Consider the following 19125-nt stretch of genomic DNA (forward strand, 5'->3'; position numbering starts at 1 on the left):
TCTTGACCCGCTTCCTCTACGCCACCATCGTTGATCACACTCCTTACACCCCCCCCCCCCCCCCCCACCACCCCCCCCCCCCCCTCCCCCCCCCCCCACCACCCCCCCCCCCCCCCCCCCCCCCCCCCCCCCCCCCCCCCCCCCCCCCCCCAGAGCCGGTCGGGGAGTGGCTGAGGGTCACTGCGAGACCTTGTATCCGTTGGACTTGGCGTACTTGACGATGGAGTCCTGCCAGGCCGGCAGCATCGAGACGATGGACTTGCCCTGGGTCAGCCCGGGCTTGACGGTGGCCGCCCAGATCGCCTCCTGGCTGAACTGGCCCGAGCCCCACTCCGGCCAGACCTGGGACGAGGCGGCCGCGAGTGCGCTCAGGTCGCTGGCGAAGTAGCCGGAGGCGGCCTGCCCCTTCAGCCAGGCCTCGGCCGCGGGCGCGTAGGCCGGGAAGCCGGGCGCCTTCTCTCCCTGGTAGGCGTTGTCGGTGGTGACCCACTTCAGGAAGTCGGTGGCCGCCTTGAGGTGGGTGGAGTGCTGGGACAGCAGCCAGGTGCCGCCGCCGACGTTGCCGGTGGACGGCGCGTTGTCTCCCTGCCACTGCGGGATGGGAGCCGCCGCGATCTGCTTGGCGGGGACCTTGAGGGTGTCCTTGAAGACCGCGCCGCCGAACCAGGCCGGGCCCGGCATGAGCAGGACCTTGTCGGCCTGGTTCTTGCCGAAGTCGGTGCTGAAGACGCCGCTGATGGACATGGACTTGTTCTTGATCAGCACGTCCAGGAGCTTGGCCATCCTGGTGCAGGCCTCGCTGGTGGTGTTCACCGAGACGGACTTGGGCCCGGTGATGTGGTTGGCGCCGCACTTGCTCGCCCACAGGTAGATCTCGGGGGTGAAGGAGTCGCCGGCGTCGCCCACGAGATAACCCGGGTGCTCCTTTGCCACGTTCTCGCCGAGCTTCTGGTACTCCTCCCAGGTCGTCGGAACCTGGTAGCCGAACTTCTTCAACAGCGGAGCGTTGTACCAGAGCACGGCCTGGGAGAGGTCGTTGCGCAGGCAGTAGACCGTGCCGTTGACCGTGCAGACGTCGTTGGCGCCCTTCGCGAACTGCCCCAGGGTCGATTCGGGGATCAGGCCCTTGTTGAGCGGAGCGGCGAAGCCGGCCTCGACCGCCCAGGAGGCTTCGTTGTTCTGAGAGCTGAACACGACGTCCGGCCAGCCCTTGCCGGTGCGGTTGAACAGCTGGACCTTGGTCTGGAGGTAGTTCGAGCCGTTGGCGTCGCCGTCGTAGCTGACGATGTCCAGCTTCACGTCCGGGTGCTGCTGCTGGTACAGCTTCGCGGCGTCCATGCGGGTCGCGTCCACCCAGACGGTCAACGCGCCGTCCTTCTGCGGCGCCTGGGCGAAGCCGTCCTTGGTGGTCGTACCGGCGGTGCCGCCGCCACAGGCCGTCACGGTCAGCAACACCGTGGCCGCGCACCCGGCCAGCAACACCGCACGCTTCTTGCTGAGCGCTCTCTTGGGGCTGGACGAAGGCTTGTTGACGGTCATGAGTCACTCCACTGGGTTTGTGGGCGCCCCGAGCAGGTCGGGGGGTGGCGCATGGATGCCCGACACGGGCCGTCCCGGGCGGGTGTCGGGCACTGAAGGCGGCTGTGCTGCTGCCGACGTGGAAGAAATTAGCCGCCTTATCAAGGGGTTCGTCAAGAGTGTGTACGGCGTTCGTTTGGCGGACTTGGGGGCGAGGACGTAGTGTTCGCACACGGTTATGACCGATAAAGGGCATTTGCATGCTTGGAAGTCCAGAGCTTACGTCGTAGATCTTGGTCAAAATGAGTACGACTTATAGTTCATTCAAGCTACGATGCTGTCGGCTCCACAGCGATTAGTCGCGTTCGCCGCAGTTACCCGGGAGGCAGCACAGATGGACGACACGCCAGCGATGGAAGCGGCCTTGCCGGCTCAGGTCCTTTCCGCTGCGCCCACGGCGGTGAACAGCCCGGACGAGCGGCGTGACTACCGTCCCGGGTACGAAATCGTGGCGGAGCGGATCCTCGAGTACATCGCCGATGAGCGACTGGTGGCGGGTGACCGGCTGCCCACGGAGATCGACCTGGCCCAGAGGCTGAACACCAGCAGGGCGGTGGTGCGGGAAGCCGTGAAGATCCTTTCGGCACTGGGCCGCGTACGGGCCCACAAGGGGAGGGGCCTGTTCGTCGCGGACGACGAGGGCATGCTCATCACCAGCCGTTGGGGAGGTTTCTTCCGTCCCGTCGACATCGACCACGTGCTGATGCTGTTCGAGTTCCGCAGGGTCCAGGAGATGTCCGCCAGCAGTCTGGCGGCCACCCGCGCCACTCCTTCGGAACTGCGCACCATCGAGGTGGCCGTGGAGCAGTGCCGACACGGGTTCGTCCACGGCCAGGTCGACGTGTTCAACCAGGCGGACGACGACTTCCACGCGGCCGTGTCCGCGGCCTCGCACAACACCTTCCTCGTCAGCGCCGTGCGGGACGCACGACGTCTGCAGCGCCAGTCCAGCGCCATCGGTATCCACGACACGTTCGGCGAGAACACCGGGGCTGCCGTCGAGGAACACGAGGCGATCTACCGGGCCATCCGTGACGGCCGCCCCGAGGAGGCGGCGCAGGCCACCGCGGCGCACCTCGACAGAACCCTGGAGGACTACCGGCGGGAGATCCAGCGGCGCCTGTTCGGATAGCGCTGCGCATCAGCGCGCCCTACGCGCCCAGGGTTCGCCCACCCTCGAGAACGACCGGCATTCGCGTACGCACGCCGCATAAGCGCTGGTATTTCCGGGACCGACTTGTTCGTCCCGTGCTGATGCTGTGCTGACCCGCCTACAGAGGAGGCGTGGCGCGACCTGTGGAGTGACCCGGCCGTCGACGGCTTCGGGTCGCGCTGCCTCTTCCCCCGTGGACCACGGTCAGGTGGCGGTGCGGTGGGTCGAGGACGTCGGGCTTTCCTGCCTTGCCGGGCTGGGGGCAGGTGTTCCCACGGTCAAGACGCATCGGAAAAGCAAGGACGATCCGTTGACTTCTGCGCGGCCGGAACCCTAGCTTCAGCGTCGGCCCGTTCGGCGAATCGTGCGCTGTTCGACATATCGACGAAACTTGTGTGTTCGGTTGTCGTGCCTTGGAAGGAATTCGTATGCCCCTTGAGCGTTTCGCCCCCGGAACAAGACGCCTGTGCAGAGCCGTCCTCGTCCGTACCGCGGTGTTCGCGATGGCCGCCGGTGCCCTGGTCGGCCTCCAGCACCAGCAGGCCACCGAACTGGGCCGGGCGGAACCGGTCGCGGTGACGTCCAACCAGATCGCGGTGCCCCCGGCGCCGATGGGCTGGGCCTCGTGGAACACCTTCGCCGCGAATATCGACTACAACGTGATCAAGACGCAGGTCGACGCGTTTGTCGCGGCCGGACTGCCGGCGGCCGGGTACAAGTACATCAACCTCGACGAGGGCTGGTGGCAGGGCACCCGCGACAGCCAGGGCAACATCACCATCGACGAGTCCGAGTGGCCCGGCGGTATGAGCGCCATCGCCGACTACATCCACAGCAAGGGCCTCAAGGCGGGCATCTACACCGACGCGGGCAAGGACGGCTGCGGCTACTACTACCCGACCGGCCGCCCCGCCGCGCCCGGCAGTGGCAGCGAGGGCCACTACGAGCAGGACATGCTCCAGTTCTCGAAGTGGGGCTTCGACTACGTCAAGATCGACTGGTGCGGCGGCGACGTCGAGGGCCTCGACGCGAAGACGACGTACCAGGCCATGAGCGACGCCGCCGCCAAGGCGACCGCCACCACCGGCCGCGAGCTGAAACTGTCCATCTGCAACTGGGGCAGGCAGAACCCCTGGAACTGGGGCGCCGGCATGTCGTCCCTGTGGCGTACCAACACCGACATCATCTTCCACGGCCAGTCGCCGTCGTGGGACAGCATGCTCGCCAACTTCGACACGAACGTGCACCCCTCGGCCCAGCACACCGGCTACTACAACGACCCGGACATGCTCATGGTCGGCCTGGACGGCTTCACCGCCGCCCAGAACCGCAGCCACATGAACCTGTGGGCCGTCTCCGGCGCCCCGCTCCTGGCCGGCAACAACATAGCCACGATGAGCACGCAGACGCGTGACATCCTCACCAACCCCGAGGTCGTCGCGGTCGACCAGGACCCGCGCGGCCTCCAGGGCGTCAAGGTCGCCGAGGACACCACCGGACTGCAGGTCTACAGCAGGGTCCTGTCCGGCACCGGCAAGCGGGCCGTCGTCCTGCTCAACCGCACGGGCAGCGCGCAGAACATGACCGTCCGCTGGTCCGACCTCGGCCTGACAGGCGCCTCCGCCACGGTCCGCAACCTCTGGACGCGCTCCAACGTGGGCAGCTTCGGCACCAGCTACACCGTCTCCGTCCCCGCCAGGGACTCCGTGATGCTCACGGTCACCGGCGGCACCGAGGCGGCGAGCTCCACGTACGAGGCAGAGGCCACCGCCAACACCAAGAGCGGCTCCGCGGCCAACGCCACCTGCGCCAACTGCTCCGGCGGCACCAAGGTGGGCAACGTCGGCAACGGCGCCGCCAACACCCTCCGCTTCAACAACGTCACGGCCGACGCCACGGGCACCAAGGTCGTCGACATCGCCTACACCAACGGCGCCAACGCCGCCCGTACGGCCGTCCTCCAGGTCAACGGACAGCAGGCCACCACGGTGTCCTTCCCGCCGACCGGCTCCTGGACCACGCCCGGCACCGTCTCGGTCGAGGTCTCCCTGGCCAAGGGCTCGTCGAACACGCTGACGTTCTCCAACTCCTCCGCCTGGACACCGGACTTCGACGCCATCGAGGTCCGCCCGCTGCCCGGCGCGAACGGCGCCCAGGTGGTCGGAGCGCAGTCGAACCGCTGCCTCGACATCAACAACAACACCATCACCAACGGCACCGACGCGCAGCTGTGGACCTGCAACGGCGGTGAGAACCAGTCGTGGAACAACACCTCCCGCAAGCAGCTCGTGGTCTACGGCAACAAGTGCCTGGACGCCTACAACCGGGGCACGACCAACGGCACCAGGGTCGTCATCTGGGACTGCAACGGCCAGGACAACCAGCAGTGGAACGTCAACGCGGACGGCACCATCACCAACGTGTACGCCGGCCTCTGCCTGGACGCCAACGGCGGGGGAACCGCCAACGGCACCAAGCTGGTCCTGTGGACCTGCAACGGCGGCACCAACCAGAAGTGGACCCTGTCGTAGTCCGCACGGCAGTGCGAGGGGCTGTAAGGCGTTCGGTGTAACTCCCGATCATGGAGGATGCATCGACCAGTGAGAACGTGTCCGAGTTCGAGCCTGGCGAGTCCACGAAGGCCGTGGACGACCAGTTGATGTGACGAGTCGGCGGGCCGGGTCCAAGCGACATGGCGATCATGTCGCTTGGACCCCACCGGCAAGGGCCAGGCTCGCTGGACCATGCGCGGGAAGACCGCACTGAACGCCTTCGGCATCACTTTCGACGGCGGCCTGTCACCAACCCCAACCACCCCAGTCCCAAGGACGAATCGTGGACATCACCAGACGACAGCTCGGCCGGCTCGCCGCGGTCGGCACCGGGGTGCTCCTGCTGCCGGGCCTGCTGCCACCGAGCACGGCGGCGGCAGCCACCCCTCCGGCCGGCACGTGGGGCGATCAGGGCGACGGCACCTACGTCAACCCCATCATCCCGGGAGACTTCAGCGACTGGGACTGCATCCGGGTCGGCACCGACTACTACGGCATCACCAGCACGTTCGGGTACTCGCCCGGCGTGGCCGTCCTGCACTCGAAGGACCTGGTCAACTGGCGCACGCTCGGCGGCGCGGTCGACAATCTCACCAGTATCGGGCCAGAGCTGAACTGGGACCGGATGAACCGCTTCGGCCGCGGCGTGTGGGCCGGGGCCATCCGCTACCACGCGGGCCGGTACTGGATTTACTTCAACACGCCCGACGAAGGCTTCTTCATGACGTCGGCCCCGTCGCCGAGTGGGCCCTGGGACCCGCTGACGGCGGTGTGGCGGACCACCGGCTGGGACGACCCGTGCCCGTTCTGGGACGACGACGGCCAGGGCTACCTGGTCACCACGCACTACTCGGACAGCTACAAGGTGAACCTGTTCAAGCTGTCCGAGGACGGGAAGTCGCTGGTCGGTTCGCCCACGGTCATCCACCAGTCGCCGGGCAGCGAGGCCAACAAGCTGTACAAGATCAACGGTCTCTACTACCACCTCTTCAGCGAGGTGAAGTCCGAGGGCCGGGTGCTCATGATGAACCGCGGCACCAGCCTCTACGGCCCGTTCGAGACCCGGCAGCTGGAGCACGTCAACGCCTCGGTGGACCGCGAACCCAACCAGGGCGGCCTGGTGCAGGCCCCGGACGGCAAGTGGTACTTCGTGACCCATCACGGCCACGGCGACTGGGAGGGGCGCGTGCTGTCCCTGCTGCCGGTGACCTGGGTGGACGGCTGGCCGATCCTGGGATCGGTGGGCGCGGACGGCATCGGCAACATGGTGTGGACGGGCCAGGTGCCCGCCGACGGCACGCCCGGTCTGCCGGTCGACGCACTGCCCTCCGTGGTGACCGGCGACCTGTTCACCGAGACCCGTCTCAAGCCGCAGTGGGAGTGGTACTACCAGCCGCGCGCGGACCGGTGGTCGTTGACCGAACGCCCCGGCTACCTGCGATTGAAGGCGTTCGCACCGCTGGCGGCCAACAACCTGACCAAGGTCGGCAACACCCTCACCCAACGGGTGCTGCGCACGGCGGGCAGCGCGACGGTGACCGTCCGCCTCGAACTGGCCGGCCTCGACGACGGCCAGTACGCCGGGCTGTGCCACTACGCGGCGACCTACGCCGGCTTGGGTGTCCGGCGCTCCGGAACCACCACCACGATCGCCCACAACGCCGGCGGCACCCTCACCTACGGTCCGGTGATCACCCAGAACGCCGTGTGGCTGCGCACCTCCTGGAACGTCAACGGAGTCAGCCAGTTCTCCTACAGCCTCGACGGGAACACGTTCACCTCGTTCGGCGGCACCTACCAGCTCACGTGGGGCGGTTACCGCGGTGACCGGGTCGGCCTCTACACCTACAACCCGAACGGCACCGGCTACGTCGACGTCGACTCGGTGGAGTACACCCTCGCACCCGCCAGGGCCTACAAGTGCGTCAGCGTGCGCAGCGGCAAGGTCGCCGACGTCTCCAACGCCTCGAACGCGGACGGCGCCGCCGTGATCCAGTGGCCCTACTCCGGCGGATCGAACCAGCAGTGGGCCTTCCAGTCCACACCGGACGGCTACCACACCATCATGTGCGTCCGCAGCGGCAAGGTCCTCGACGTGGCAGGCTCCTCTACGGCCGACGGCGCACGGATCGTGCAGTCGACCCCCGACGGCCGGACAAGCCAGCAGTGGCAGCTGCGCCCGCAGACCGATGGCACGTTCGCCGTAGTCAACCGCAACAGCGGCAAGGTGCTCGACGTCAGCGGAGGCAGCACGGCCGACGGTGCCGCGCTGATCCAGTACCGCGACGTCGGCAGCTCCAACCAGCGATGGACCTTTCAGCGCGTCACCGGCTAGGGACGCTTGACGGCAATGCCGCGACTCTGTTGGCGATCTCGCGAGGGGGTGCTGACAAGTCGCCTGTTCGGCGATTGGCTGGAGTCAGGCGGGGTGGTTCCGGGGAGCGAACCACACGGTGCAGACCCAGGCCTTGCGCCGCTACCTGCGCTGACGCAATGCCGACGCCCGCCACCCTGACGTCCTCGCCGCCCAGCGTCAGAAGGCGCCCGCATCCGCAGTGACCTTCACCCTGGCTCGCCTCCGCCCCCTGGAGCAGACGAGCAGCCCGCCCCCGAGTCCGGCGCCGAAGACGGCCGAGTCCGCACCGGACCCGGGGGGCGTCAACGCAACCCGCGCCGACAATGCTGACAGGACGATTGACGCCGCGTATGCACACTTCTAACCTCTGACCGTCTTGCCGAACGACGTTCGACATATCGATCAGGGCGGTCTTCCGTTGCGACCACTTCCCCGGCTTTGCACACCCCCTGGAGACACCAGATGAGCGCACCCCCTCTCCCGTCGCGCCGGCTGTTCCTCGGCATGGCCGCGGTCGTGCCGCTGTCCATGACCGGCGCGCTGACCATCGGTAGTCAGTCCGCGGGCGCCGCGACGGGCTCCCCGTTTGTCATGGGCTACTTCACCGAGTCGCGGAACGGCCTAGGTACGGACTACGGCCTGCACCTTGCGGTCAGCACCGACGGGCTGCAGTGGATGCCGCTGAATCAGAACAACCCCGTCGTGACCCCGACCGGGGGGGTCGGGTGGTCTGCGCGACCCCTTCTTCCTGCCCAAGCAGGACGGCACCTTCGTCATCATGGCGACCGACCTGAAGGGAACCGACTGGACCAAGCAGAGCCAGGTCATCCACGTCTGGGACTCCGCCGACCTGCGCTCCTTCGACAACTACCGCCTGCTGAAACTGCACTCGATGGCCACCCACACTTGGGCGCCCGAAGCCTTCTGGGACGCCTCCCGCGGCCAGTACGCCATCATCTACTCGTCCGTCAACTGCCGTCGGCAGGGCCGACGCCACGTTCTCATCTGGTACTGAGGCACACCACCGGGGCCCACGCGAGAAGGACGCTGTTGGTTGGTGTCAGCCGGGGACCATCACGAATCCGGCCCTGTCTCACATTCGGTGGTGACGGGGGAACTCGACACATCCAATGTTTGGCTCGGCAGCCAGGGCGCTGATCGATGTAAATCCGGCAGACGGCAGGGAAGTTACTTCGCGAGGCTAGACAGGAGCAACGCTCATGTCCCTTAATGCATCCCATGTCTCAGTGGAGGGAGCTGATGGGTCCGAGGGCACCTACGGGCCCCGGACCTACTGGCCGAGCCGCGCTGCCGCCTTGCCCACAGTCGCCGACCCCGGGCGGCGTCCCGACGAATGGACAGGACGAACCACAGTGCGGAACTGGCCGGGCTCCCGGAAGAGCTGCCCGGTCTCCGCAAGGCACCGCGCAACGACCAAGCAATCGCTCTCCCCTCACGGAAAGGGTGCAAGATGTCTTCCTCCCTCAGCAGACGGCGCCTCCTGCAAGTAGCCGGGGCAACCGTCGCCGCCTCGGCCACCGGATCCCTCATCGGCAGTTCTCCCGCCCAAGCGGCCACCATCCCCCCCGCGAGGGCCGACATCGGGGTCTCCGCGTACCCCTTCGAACTCGGCCAGGTCCAGCTCACCGCGAGCCGGTGGCTGGACAACCAGAACCGTACGCGGAACTACCTGCGGTTCGTCGATGTCGACCGGCTGCTGTACAACTTCCGCGCCAACCACCGGCTGTCCACCAACGGCGCGGCTGCCAACGGCGGCTGGGACGGGCCGACGTTCCCCTTCCGCACCCACGTCCAAGGGCACTTCCTCACGGCATGGGCACAGCTGTACGCCGTGACCGGGGACACCACGTGCCGGGACAAGGCAACCACCATGGTTGCGGAGCTGGCCAAATGCCAGGCCAACAACAGCGCTGCCGGTTTCAGCGCCGGGTACCTCTCCGGCTACCCCGAGTCCGACTTCACCGCTCTCGAGCAGGGGAAACTGACCAACGGCAACGTGCCGTACTACACCATCCACAAGACCCTCGCCGGCCTGCTGGACGTATGGCGCCACATGGGCAGCACACAAGCCCGTGACGTGCTGCTTGCCCTGGCGGGATGGGTCGACTGGCGCACCGGCCGACTGAGCAGCCAGCAGATGCAGACCATGCTGGGAACCGAGTTCGGCGGTATGAACACCGTGCTGACCGATCTCTACCAGCAGACCAACGACGCGCGGTGGCTCACCGTCGCCCGGCGGTTCGACCACGCCGCGGTGTTCGACCCGCTGGCGTCCAACCAGGACCAGCTCAACGGACTGCACGCCAACACCCAGGTACCCAAGTGGATCGGGGCCGCCCGGGAGTACAAGGCCACCGGCACCACCCGCTACCGGGACATCGCCACCAACGCCTGGAACTACTGCGTCAACAACCACACCTATGCCATCGGCGGCAACAGCCAGGCGGAGCATTTCCGCGCCCCGAACGCCATCTCCGGCTACCTGAACAATGACACGTGCGAAAGCTGCAACACCTTCAACATGCTCACCCTCACCCGGGAACTGTTCGCGCTGGACCCGAACCGGGTCGCGCTGTTCGACTACTACGAGCGGGCGTGGCTGAACCAGATGATCGGCCAGCAGAACCCGGCCGACGACCACGGCCACGTCACCTACTTCACCCCGCTCAAGCCGGGAGGCCGACGCGGTGTGGGCCCGGCGTGGGGCGGCGGCACCTGGAGCACCGACTACGGCACCTTCTGGTGCTGTCAGGGCACGGGCCTGGAGATGCACACCAGGCTGATGGACTCCATCTACTTCCGCAGTGACAACACACTGATCGTGAACATGTTCGTGCCCTCGGTGCTCAACTGGTCGGAGCGCGGAATCACGGTCACCCAGACCACGTCGTACCCCGTCAGCGACACCACGACCCTGCAGGTCACCGGCAACGTCAGCGGAACCTGGTCGATGCGCGTCCGCATCCCGAGCTGGACCACCGGGGCCACCATCAGCGTCAACGGCACGGCGCAGAACATCACCACCACGCCCGGCAGCTACGCCACCTTGACCCGCTCCTGGACCTCCGGTGACACGGTCACCGTCCGCCTGCCCATGCGGATCGTCATGCGAGCGGCCAACGACAACGCGAACGTCGCCGCGATCACCTACGGCCCGGTGGTCCTGTCCGGCAACTACGGTGACTCCTCGCTCAGCTCCCTCCCGTCGCTGAACACGTCCTCGATCACACGGACCAGCAGCAGTTCGCTCGCCTTCACCGCCACCGCCAACGGCTCCACCGTCAACCTGGGCCCGTTCCACGACGCGCATGGCCACAACTACACCGTCTACTGGAACACCAGCGGGAACACCAGCGGCACCGTCCGTCTCGCCAACGTGGGAAGCGGTCTCGTGCTGGGCATCCAGAACATGTCCACGGCCGACGGTGGCCGCGCTCTGCAGTGGAACGACTCGGGCACCGCCGACCACAACTGGCAAATGATCCCCGACGGAAACGGGTTCCGCTTCCGCAATGCCAACAGCGGCAAGGTGCTCGGCGTCCTGAACATGTCTACGACAGACGGCGCGACCATCCTGCAGTGGTCGGACAACGGCACCGCCGACCACATATGGACGCTGCTCGACCAGGGGGACGGGACCTACAAGATCCGCAACATGAACAGCGGCAAGTTGCTCGCCATCGCGAACAACTCCACCGCTGTCGGCGCGTTCGCAGTCCAGGACTCGGACAACGGCACTGCCGACAACCGGTGGCGCATCTTGGGGAACTAGGGTCTTTCGTTTGGATCAGGCCGGATCAGGGAGCGGGGTCCGGTGCCGTGCGTCGCAAGGCGGAGGAGGGCGGCAGGGCGGAGCCCTGCCGACCGACGACAACGCGGCGAGGCGCGGTGCCGGGGCCCGCGAGCCCGGCATGATCCAAACGAAAGGCCCTAGGTGCTGGGCGGCGCAGCCCATCCAGTCCGTCAGGTAGCTGATCGCGTTGGAGGTGAGGAAGGTGTTGCTGCCGCCGCCGACCCAGCCGGGCGCGCCCCAGGCGAGCCCGTAGAGTTTGATGTTGGGGTTGCGGGTCTTGGCTTGCTCCGCGAGCCACCACTCGTAGCCCTGGTTGCAGTCGACCGCGCCCTGGGTGTGCTCGTGGCTGGCCTCGGCGCCGTCGGTGGTGTTGGTGTCGCCGCCTATTTCGATCTTGAGGGACTGGAGCGAGGCGCCGTAGCCGGGCTTGAACAGGTAGTCGAGGATCTGGCTGCGCTGCGGCTCTGGATAGTCGATCAGCAGCCGGCTGTTGCCACCGCCGCCGGAGATCGCGCCCACACCGTCGAAGGTCCGGCCCGTGCCGGAGCCGTCGACGGTGATCGTGGTCGCGGTGGCCGCCTGCGCCGTCGGCGCCGACCAGCTCACCAGCGCGGCGGTGGTGAGGGAGAGGGCGGCCAGGAGTGAGGTCCGTCTTGGGTGTCTCCGGTGGGTCGATGATCTGAGGTTCATGTCGCCTTCGAGGGCGCTGGTTCATCAATTGAGAACGGGTACGAACGGATCGAGGCCGCGGAAGGCCTGGCGTGTCCCAAGGAACAGCGGTGGATACGCCCTTACGGCACGAGTGCGGGTTCACCGAGAACACGGATGCCCCTGATCCGGGCGTTGGTGGTGCGCGTTCGCAGTGCTGTCAGGAGCGGCGCGTGCATGGGATCGGCGGCACGTCCGTCGCGTCAGCTCGGCTTGAGGATGATCGCCTGGCCGCCCGCGGGAGCCATCGCCACGTTCAGCGTGGTGGTCGAGGTGACCGTCCGGGTGCTGACCACGACCGGCGTCTGGTAGGGGCTGGTGCCCGGGGTGCCGTCGGCGTAGACGGTCGCCGTGTATGTTCCGCCGCCCAGGAACGTCAGCGGGAGCGACAGGGTCCGGGACGTCTCGTTGGTCATCGCCCCGAGGTACCAGGTGTCGCCGCGGCGGCGGGCGACGGCGGCGTACTGGCCGATCGATCCGGCGAGGGCGCGGCTCTCGTCCCAGGTGGTGGGGATGGCGTCGAACCATGGCAGCCCCGGCCAGTTGGCCGTGTTGGCGAACCTGGCCGGCGAGTCGTACCAGTACAGGAAGTTCAGCGGCTGGTAGAAGACCGCCGCCATGGCCATCTGGTGGACGTTGGTGGTCTGGTCCCGCGACTGGCCGTAGCAGATGGTGTAGTCCAGCGGCCCGCCGATGTTGCGGGCGAACGGCAGGGTCACGTTGTGGCTCGCGGTCGGGAAGCGCTCGTTGCCGCGCACACCCTCCATGCTGATCCAGTTCGGGTAGGTGCGCTCGTAGCCGAACGGCCGCACGTCGTCGTGCATGTCGATCAGCAGCTTGTACTTGGCCGCCGTCCTGACCCAGTTCGTGATCTGGTTCGTCATCGCCTGGGTGCCGTCGTTGATGAACCCGAGCTTGACGCCCGCGGCGCCCCAGCTCTTATAGAGGCCGAACAGGCTGTCGGGGTTGCCCGCCGCTCTGCGGTCGACGTAGAGGATGACGCCGATGCCCTTGCTCGTGGCGTAGGAGATGACCGAGGGCAGGTCGATGTCCGCTATCGGCTTCGTCGCGTCGGTGCTGCTGACGTCGCCGTACCAGCCACCGTCGTACTCGATGTACTGCAGGCCGCGAGCCACGGCGAAGTCGACGCCCGCCATCCCGGCGGCGGTGGTGAGCTGTACCCGGAAGGCCTTGCCGGGCTTGATCCACGAGGTGTCGGCCAACGCGTTCGCGGGGGCCAGGTTGAGCACCAGCTCGGAGTTGTCGACCAGTTCGGCGTGGGTGGAGCCGGTCACCACCGCCCGCCAGGGCGTGGCGAACGGTGTGGTGACCGTCGAGGTCGTCTGGACCTTGTCCGAACCGCGGGCGGTGTGCTCCATCAGGTAGGCGGCGAGGGTGCCCGGCTGCCCGGACACGGAGCTGAGCATCAGCCGCGGGAAGTTGACACGGGAGGATTCGCAGATGCAGGCGATCAGGCTGTTGCCGGCGTAGGTGGCGGTCAGCGGCAGGTCGGTCAGCGGGCCGGTGTCCGTGGTCGAGGTGCCCGTGGAGGGGATCGAACCGGGCGCGACCGGGTTGTAGGGGTCCTCGTCACGCGCGCTGTAGACCAGGGTGCTGTCGGGGAAGACGAACGTGCTCAGCTCGTCGGCGATGGTGGCGGTGCCCTTGTCGAGCAGCACGTACCGGAAGGCGACGCCAGTCGGGTAGGCGCGGATCTGGACGCTGAAGTTGATCAGCGTGGCGGTGTCCTGGAGGTTCCAGCGCATCTCCTGGTACCGGTCGCGGACGGTCGCGTTGCGGCCGTACACCGGAGTCCAGGTGTTGTCGATGGTCCAGTGCTGGTAGTTGGTGATCACCGTGCCGGCGGCGCCGAGCACCGTCCCGTCGCTCAGCTCGAGGCCGAGAGCCGAAGTGCCGACCACCGTCACGCCTCTTCGCTTCGCCGACCAGCTGAGCGCGCCCGAAGTCAGCGACATCGTGATGGTGTTGCTGCCGTCGGGGGCCGTCGCGGTGACCGAGGCGTCGGCCGCCGCGGCCGTCCCGGCGGCGCCGGCACCCAGCGCCGCGGCTCCCACGGTGACGGCGGCGCCCTTGAGGAGTCGACGCCGCGAGAGCCGTCCCGGGGCGCCGGCCGACGGCTGTTCAGGTAGGGCGTGGCTCGCTGAATCTGCCATGACTCGTGCACCTCTCCGTTGCATGCATTTCGATTTGAACACAGACAAACAAGGTCAAACGGCCCTGGCCGCAGGGCGGTTGGGCACGCGCGGGGGTCCCGTCCTCAAGCTGGAGCCGCTCACAGCAGGAGTGTCAGGACAGGAACCCTTCCAGGACGAGGGTTGCCGCGCCGAGGCTGACCGGGTTGCGGTCGATGGGGCAGAGACTGATCTCGGTGCCTTCCCAGGGTTCGGCGAGTGCGTAGCGGGCGGCGGTGTCGCGTACGTGCGGTAGCACGGCCGCCCCCAGTAGGTCGGCGACCCAGCCGGTGAGCACGATGATCTGCGGGTTGCACAGGTTGATCAGGTCGGCGATGGCGATGCCGAGGTACTTACCGGTCGTGGCGATCACCCGTTGTGCGGCGGGGTCGCCGGCCGCGTGGGCGGTGGCCAGGGCGTGGATGGTCGCCGTCTGGTCGTCGGGGTGCAGGAGCGGGCTGTCCGGGTCGGTCTCGGCGAGGTGTTGCATGATGCCGGGTGCGCCCACGTAGGTCTCCACGCATCCGACGCATCCGCGGCGGCACTTGCGGCCGTCGATGACGAGGTTGGTGTGGCCCCATTCGCCGGCTGTGTTCGTGGCCCCGCGGTAGAGCGCTCCCTGGACGGCCAGGCCCGCGCCGACGCCGGTTCCCAGGGTGAGGACGGCGACGTTGTCGTGGCCGCGGGCGGCACCGAACCACAGTTCGGCGACGGTGCTCGCACGCAGCGGGTTGTCGAGGAGGACCGGCACATCAGGGACCCGGTCGGTGAGCAGGGCCTGCAGCGGTACGTTGTTCCAGTTCCAGTTCGGGGCGAAGACGGAGGCCGTGCCGTCCGGCCGTACCTGGCCGGGAATGCTGACGCCGATCCCGAGAATCCTGCCGCGCTCCACCTGGGCCTGCGCGATCGCGTCGTCGATGCCGCGGACGATTCGGTCCACGACGTAGTCCGGCGAGTTGGCGTGCGGGTGCAGTTCGTACTCGGCTCTGGCCAGAACCCGCAGAGCGGGGTCGAAGACCTCGACGTGGACGTAGGTCTCGGCGATGTCGACGCCGATGAGCCGGGGGCCCTCGAGGGCGGGCGCGAGAAGGTTCCGCGGACGTCCGCCTCCCGAAGCCTGCTGTCCGATCTCGGCCAGAAGCCCCAGCTCGTGCAACTCGTTGACGATGTCGGAGGCGGTGGCCACCGACAGGCCCGTGGCCGCCGCGATGTCACGTCTGACGACGGGCGCCGAGGCGATGAGATGCCGCATCACCGCGAAACGGTTGGTCCGGCGTATGTCCTGGTACGTCCGCTTCAACGACGTCGTCCTGTGCTCGATGCGGCTGGGGCGCCTGATCGTATCCACGGGGTGTGCGTCGTTGGAACTGCCGTGCACAGACTTTTTCTGACTTGTTGACGAAGGGGTGTAGCGCGCATAACCTGCGTCTCGCTCCGCTCGCTGCAACCCCGTCAGCGGCAGGAATTCCCCCCTCCGATTGCGCGCCCCCAACCCGCGGGCTTCGCGTCGCGCTCATACCGGCCGTACTCCGCGGCCGTCCACAGCGTCATCGCCCGCCGTCGCGGCCTCGTCCCCAAGGCCCGGCCCCACACCCGTTCTTCACAGCAGAGGTGGCCATGTCCCCTGACCAGAACCCCAGCAGATCGTTCGGCCGCAGGTCCTTCCTGCGCGCCTCCGGCACCGTGGCGGCGGCGGGATTCCTCGCCGCGTGCGGCGGGAACACCGGTCGCGGTGGCGGCTCCACCGGCGGTAAGGCGGCGATCAGCCAGTGGTACCACCAGTACGGCGAGGCGGGCACCCAGCAGGCGGCGCTGCGGTACGCGAAGGCGTACAGCAAGGCGGACGTGTCGGTGCAGTGGATCCCCGGTGACTACGCCTCCAAGCTCTCCAGCGGCCTGGTCTCCAGCAGCGGCCCCGACGTCTTCGAGTTCCACCCCGACGTCCAGATGGCCAAGTCCGGACAGATCGTGCCCCTCGACGACATCATCGCGGACGTGAAGTCCGACTTCACGGACAAGGACCTGGCCGCCAACTCGGTCGACGGCAAGGTCTACGGCATCCGCATGATCGACGACCCGCAGTTCCTGTACTACCGCAAGAGCATGCTGGAGAAGGCGGGCGTCCAGCCCCCGACCACCTTCGACGAGCTGACAGAGGTCTCCCGCAAGCTCGACAAGGGCGGGGTCAAGGGCCTGTACCTCGGCCTGAAGGGCGGCAGCGACATCCTGGCCAGTCCCCTGATCTGGGCCACCGGCAGTGAACTGCTGACCGCCGACCACAAGGTCGCCTTCGACACCCCGGCGACCGTCGAGGGCCTGAAGAAGATGCGCGAGCTCTACACCAGCAAGACGCTGCTGCTCGGCGCCCCCACCGACTGGTGGGACCCGTCGGCGTTCATCCAGGGCCTGACGGCGATGCAGTGGTGCGGCTTGTGGGCGATGCCCGGCATCCAGAAGGCACTGGGCGACGACTTCGGCATCGTCCCCCTGCCTGGCATCGGCAGCGCCGGCCGCCAGGTGGTCTACAACGGCGGCTGGTCCACCTACGTAAGCGCCAAGGCCAAGGACGTCGACGCGGCCAAGGCGTTCGTGAAGTGGCTGTGGATCGAGCAGACGAAGCTCCAGGAGGACTGGTGCACCTCCTACGGCTTCCACATCCCCCCGCGCAAGAGCCTGGCGGCGAAGGCCACCAAGCTGCAGAGCGGCACCGCCGCCGAGGCGGTGAAGCTCTTCGACACCAACGGGCACTACGACGACCCGTACTGGACCCAGGCCATGATGACGATTTCCCAGGACATGGTGAACAACGCCGTGGTCAGCGGAAAGAACCCCGAGTCCGAGGTGGCCAAGGCCCGCACCCGGGTCGAGGCCGAACTCAAGAAGATCGCCTGAGGGGCCCTGACAGGCATGACAGTCACCACCACCGGTCCCGCCCGTCCGGGCGCCACCGCGCCACCCGGCCCCGCGGCGAAGGCGAGACGTGACGGGCACGCGGTGCGAGGCAGCACCCGCACCTTCTGGCTCTTCGCGGGTCCCTTCCTGGCCGGTCTCCTGCTGTTCGTCTACGTGCCGGTCGGCTGGAGCTTCTACCTGAGCCTCTTCCAGGCCCAGAACACGGTCACCCCGACGAAGTTCGTCGGCCTGGACAACTACGCGGACATCCTCACCGAGGGGCCGTTCACCGACAGCCTGTGGACCTTCACGCTCTTCGCGCTGATCGTCGTCCCTCTCACCTACGTCCTGGCTCTGGCGCTCGCGCTGCTCGTCCACCGCATCCGCGTCGCCCGTGCCTTCTTCCGTTCGGTGTTCTTCATACCCACCGCGTGCTCCTACGTCGTGGCCTCGATGGTGTGGAAGCTGTCGATCTTCAACGGGGTGCGCTTCGGTCTCGCCAACACCGTCCTGGGCTGGTTCGGGATCGAACCCATCGCCTGGATCGGCACCGTCTCCCCGCCCTGGTACTGGCTGGTGCTGGTCACCGTACGGCTCTGGCTCCAGCTGGGCTTCTACATGATCCTCTTCCTGGCCGCCCTCCAGCAGATCCCCAAGGAACTGTACGAAGCGGCCTGGACGGACGGCGCCCGACCCGGCTGGCAGACCTTCCGGCACATCACCCTGCCGCAGCTGCGCACCACCTCGGTCGCCGTGGTGCTCCTCCTGCTGATCGCGGCCTACCAGGCGTTCGACGAGTTCTACAACCTGTTCCCCAACACCCCCTACGCACGGCCGCCGTTGGTCTACCTCTACTACACGGCCCTCGGGCAGGGTCAGGACTTCGGCCACGGCAGCGCCGGGGCGCTGGTGCTTTCGGCACTCATCACGATGGTGACGCTGCTGCAGGGCAGGATCTTCGGCTTCGGAAAGGCGGACAGCTGATGGCCACCTCCTCCACCACCCCTGTCCGCGGCCGTCCACGCGCAGTGAGCGGACGGGCCGGCAGCGTCGCCCTCTACACCGTCGCCGTCGTCGCGGCGCTGCTGTTCCTGGTCCCGTTCTACCTGCTGATCCGCAACAGCCTGGCCACCGACGCCGACCTCACCGGGGTGAACTGGACGTTCTTCCCGACCACGCTGCACTGGGAGAACATCTCCGAGCTGTTCAACGACCCCGCGGTTCCCATGGCGCGCAGCATGTGGAACTCCCTCGTCGTCGGGGTGCTCGGCACCGCCGGGCAACTGCTGGTCTGCTCCCTGGCCGGCTACGCGCTGGCCCGCGTCCCGTACCGGCACGCCAACAAGATCTTCTATGCGGTGCTGGCCACCCTCATGATCCCCAGCGCGGTCACCTTCGTGCCCAGCTTCGTCCTCGTGTCGTCACTGGGCTGGGTCTCCAGCCTGCAAGGTCTGATCGTGCCCGGGCTGTTCAGCGGCTTCACCGCCTTCCTCTTCCGGCAGTACTTCCTCGGTTTCCCCAAGGAACTGGAGGAGGCCGCCAGGATCGACGGTCTCGGCAGCTGGGGCACGTACTGGCGGATCGTCGTCCCCAACTCGACTGGTTTCTTCTCGGCGATCGCGGTGATCACCTTCATCACCAACTGGAACGCCTTCCTGTGGCCGCTGGTCATCGGCCAGGACCAGTCCAGCTGGACGGTGCAGGTGGCCCTGTCGACCTTCACCACCGCGCAGACCGTCAACATCCACGAGCTGTTCCTCGCCGCCACCGTGTCCATCCTGCCGCTGGTGCTCGTCTTCCTCTTCCTGCAGCGATACCTGGTCGAAGGCGTCGCGCACACCGGCATCAAGGGCTGACCGCAGAGCACCCCGGCAACCGTA

At 67.5% G+C, this 19125-nt stretch carries 10 protein-coding genes and 2 pseudogenes; 8 read left to right on the top strand and 4 right to left on the bottom strand.

Annotated elements, in window-relative coordinates; all coding sequences use genetic code 11:
• Window positions 1-177: 177 nt before the first annotated feature.
• Window positions 178-1539: an ABC transporter substrate-binding protein gene (locus AC067M_RS42275; protein WP_478702316.1), complete on the bottom strand. Its 1362-nt coding sequence runs from the start codon at window positions 1537-1539 to the stop codon at window positions 178-180.
• Window positions 1540-1912: 373 nt separating this feature from the next.
• Here AC067M_RS42275 and AC067M_RS42280 point away from each other — a divergent pair, with 373 nt between their 5' ends.
• The 5 genes and pseudogenes from AC067M_RS42280 to AC067M_RS42300 all read left to right on the top strand — a co-directional run bounded on the left by AC067M_RS42280 (window position 1913) and on the right by AC067M_RS42300 (window position 11432).
• Window positions 1913-2710 carry a FadR/GntR family transcriptional regulator gene (locus AC067M_RS42280; RefSeq protein ID WP_478702317.1) on the top strand — a complete coding sequence of 266 codons (798 nt, stop codon included), beginning with the start codon at window positions 1913-1915 and terminating at the stop codon, window positions 2708-2710.
• A gap of 449 nt (window positions 2711-3159) precedes the next feature.
• Window positions 3160-5262, top strand: coding sequence for an RICIN domain-containing protein (locus tag AC067M_RS42285; protein ID WP_478702318.1), 2103 nt, complete (start codon window positions 3160-3162; stop codon window positions 5260-5262).
• Window positions 5263-5566: 304 nt separating this feature from the next.
• Complete coding sequence (locus AC067M_RS42290) at window positions 5567-7618, top strand: family 43 glycosylhydrolase (protein ID WP_478702319.1); 2052 nt, start codon at window positions 5567-5569, stop codon at window positions 7616-7618.
• A 483-nt stretch (window positions 7619-8101) separates the two neighbouring features.
• Window positions 8102-8612: pseudogene (locus tag AC067M_RS42295) on the top strand (glycoside hydrolase family protein); the annotation flags it as partial.
• A 498-nt stretch (window positions 8613-9110) separates the two neighbouring features.
• Window positions 9111-11432 carry a beta-L-arabinofuranosidase domain-containing protein gene (locus tag AC067M_RS42300; RefSeq protein WP_478702320.1) on the top strand — a complete coding sequence of 774 codons (2322 nt, stop codon included), beginning with the start codon at window positions 9111-9113 and terminating at the stop codon, window positions 11430-11432.
• Between the two features lie 162 nt (window positions 11433-11594).
• Here AC067M_RS42300 and AC067M_RS42305 read toward each other — a convergent pair.
• From AC067M_RS42305 to AC067M_RS42315, 3 genes and pseudogenes are all read right to left on the bottom strand, one after another.
• Window positions 11595-12143 (bottom strand): annotated as a pseudogene (locus AC067M_RS42305) (glycoside hydrolase family 30 protein); the annotation flags it as partial.
• A 221-nt stretch (window positions 12144-12364) separates the two neighbouring features.
• Window positions 12365-14335 carry a glycoside hydrolase family 97 protein gene (locus AC067M_RS42310; protein ID WP_478702321.1) on the bottom strand — a complete coding sequence of 657 codons (1971 nt, stop codon included), beginning with the start codon at window positions 14333-14335 and terminating at the stop codon, window positions 12365-12367.
• 133 nt (window positions 14336-14468) lie between these two features.
• Window positions 14469-15701 (bottom strand): ROK family transcriptional regulator, encoded by a 1233-nt coding sequence (locus AC067M_RS42315; protein ID WP_478702322.1) that lies wholly within the window; start codon window positions 15699-15701, stop codon window positions 14469-14471.
• A 269-nt stretch (window positions 15702-15970) separates the two neighbouring features.
• On the opposite strand from AC067M_RS42315, the gene AC067M_RS42320 reads away from it, so the two are divergent.
• The 3 genes from AC067M_RS42320 to AC067M_RS42330 are packed head-to-tail and all read left to right on the top strand — an operon-like array spanning window position 15971 to window position 19101.
• Entirely contained in the window at window positions 15971-17245 is a 1275-nt protein-coding gene (locus tag AC067M_RS42320; RefSeq protein WP_478702323.1) for an ABC transporter substrate-binding protein, read from the top strand.
• Window positions 17246-17260: 15 nt separating this feature from the next.
• Window positions 17261-18229, top strand: a complete 969-nt coding sequence (locus AC067M_RS42325) for a carbohydrate ABC transporter permease (protein ID WP_478702324.1) — start codon at window positions 17261-17263, stop codon at window positions 18227-18229.
• Complete coding sequence (locus tag AC067M_RS42330) at window positions 18229-19101, top strand: carbohydrate ABC transporter permease (RefSeq protein WP_478702325.1); 873 nt, start codon at window positions 18229-18231, stop codon at window positions 19099-19101. The genes AC067M_RS42325 and AC067M_RS42330 overlap by 1 nt, the downstream gene beginning before the upstream one ends.
• Window positions 19102-19125: the final 24 nt, after the last annotated feature.

The sequence above is a fragment of the Streptomyces sp. NPDC043427 genome, from assembly GCF_056436655.1.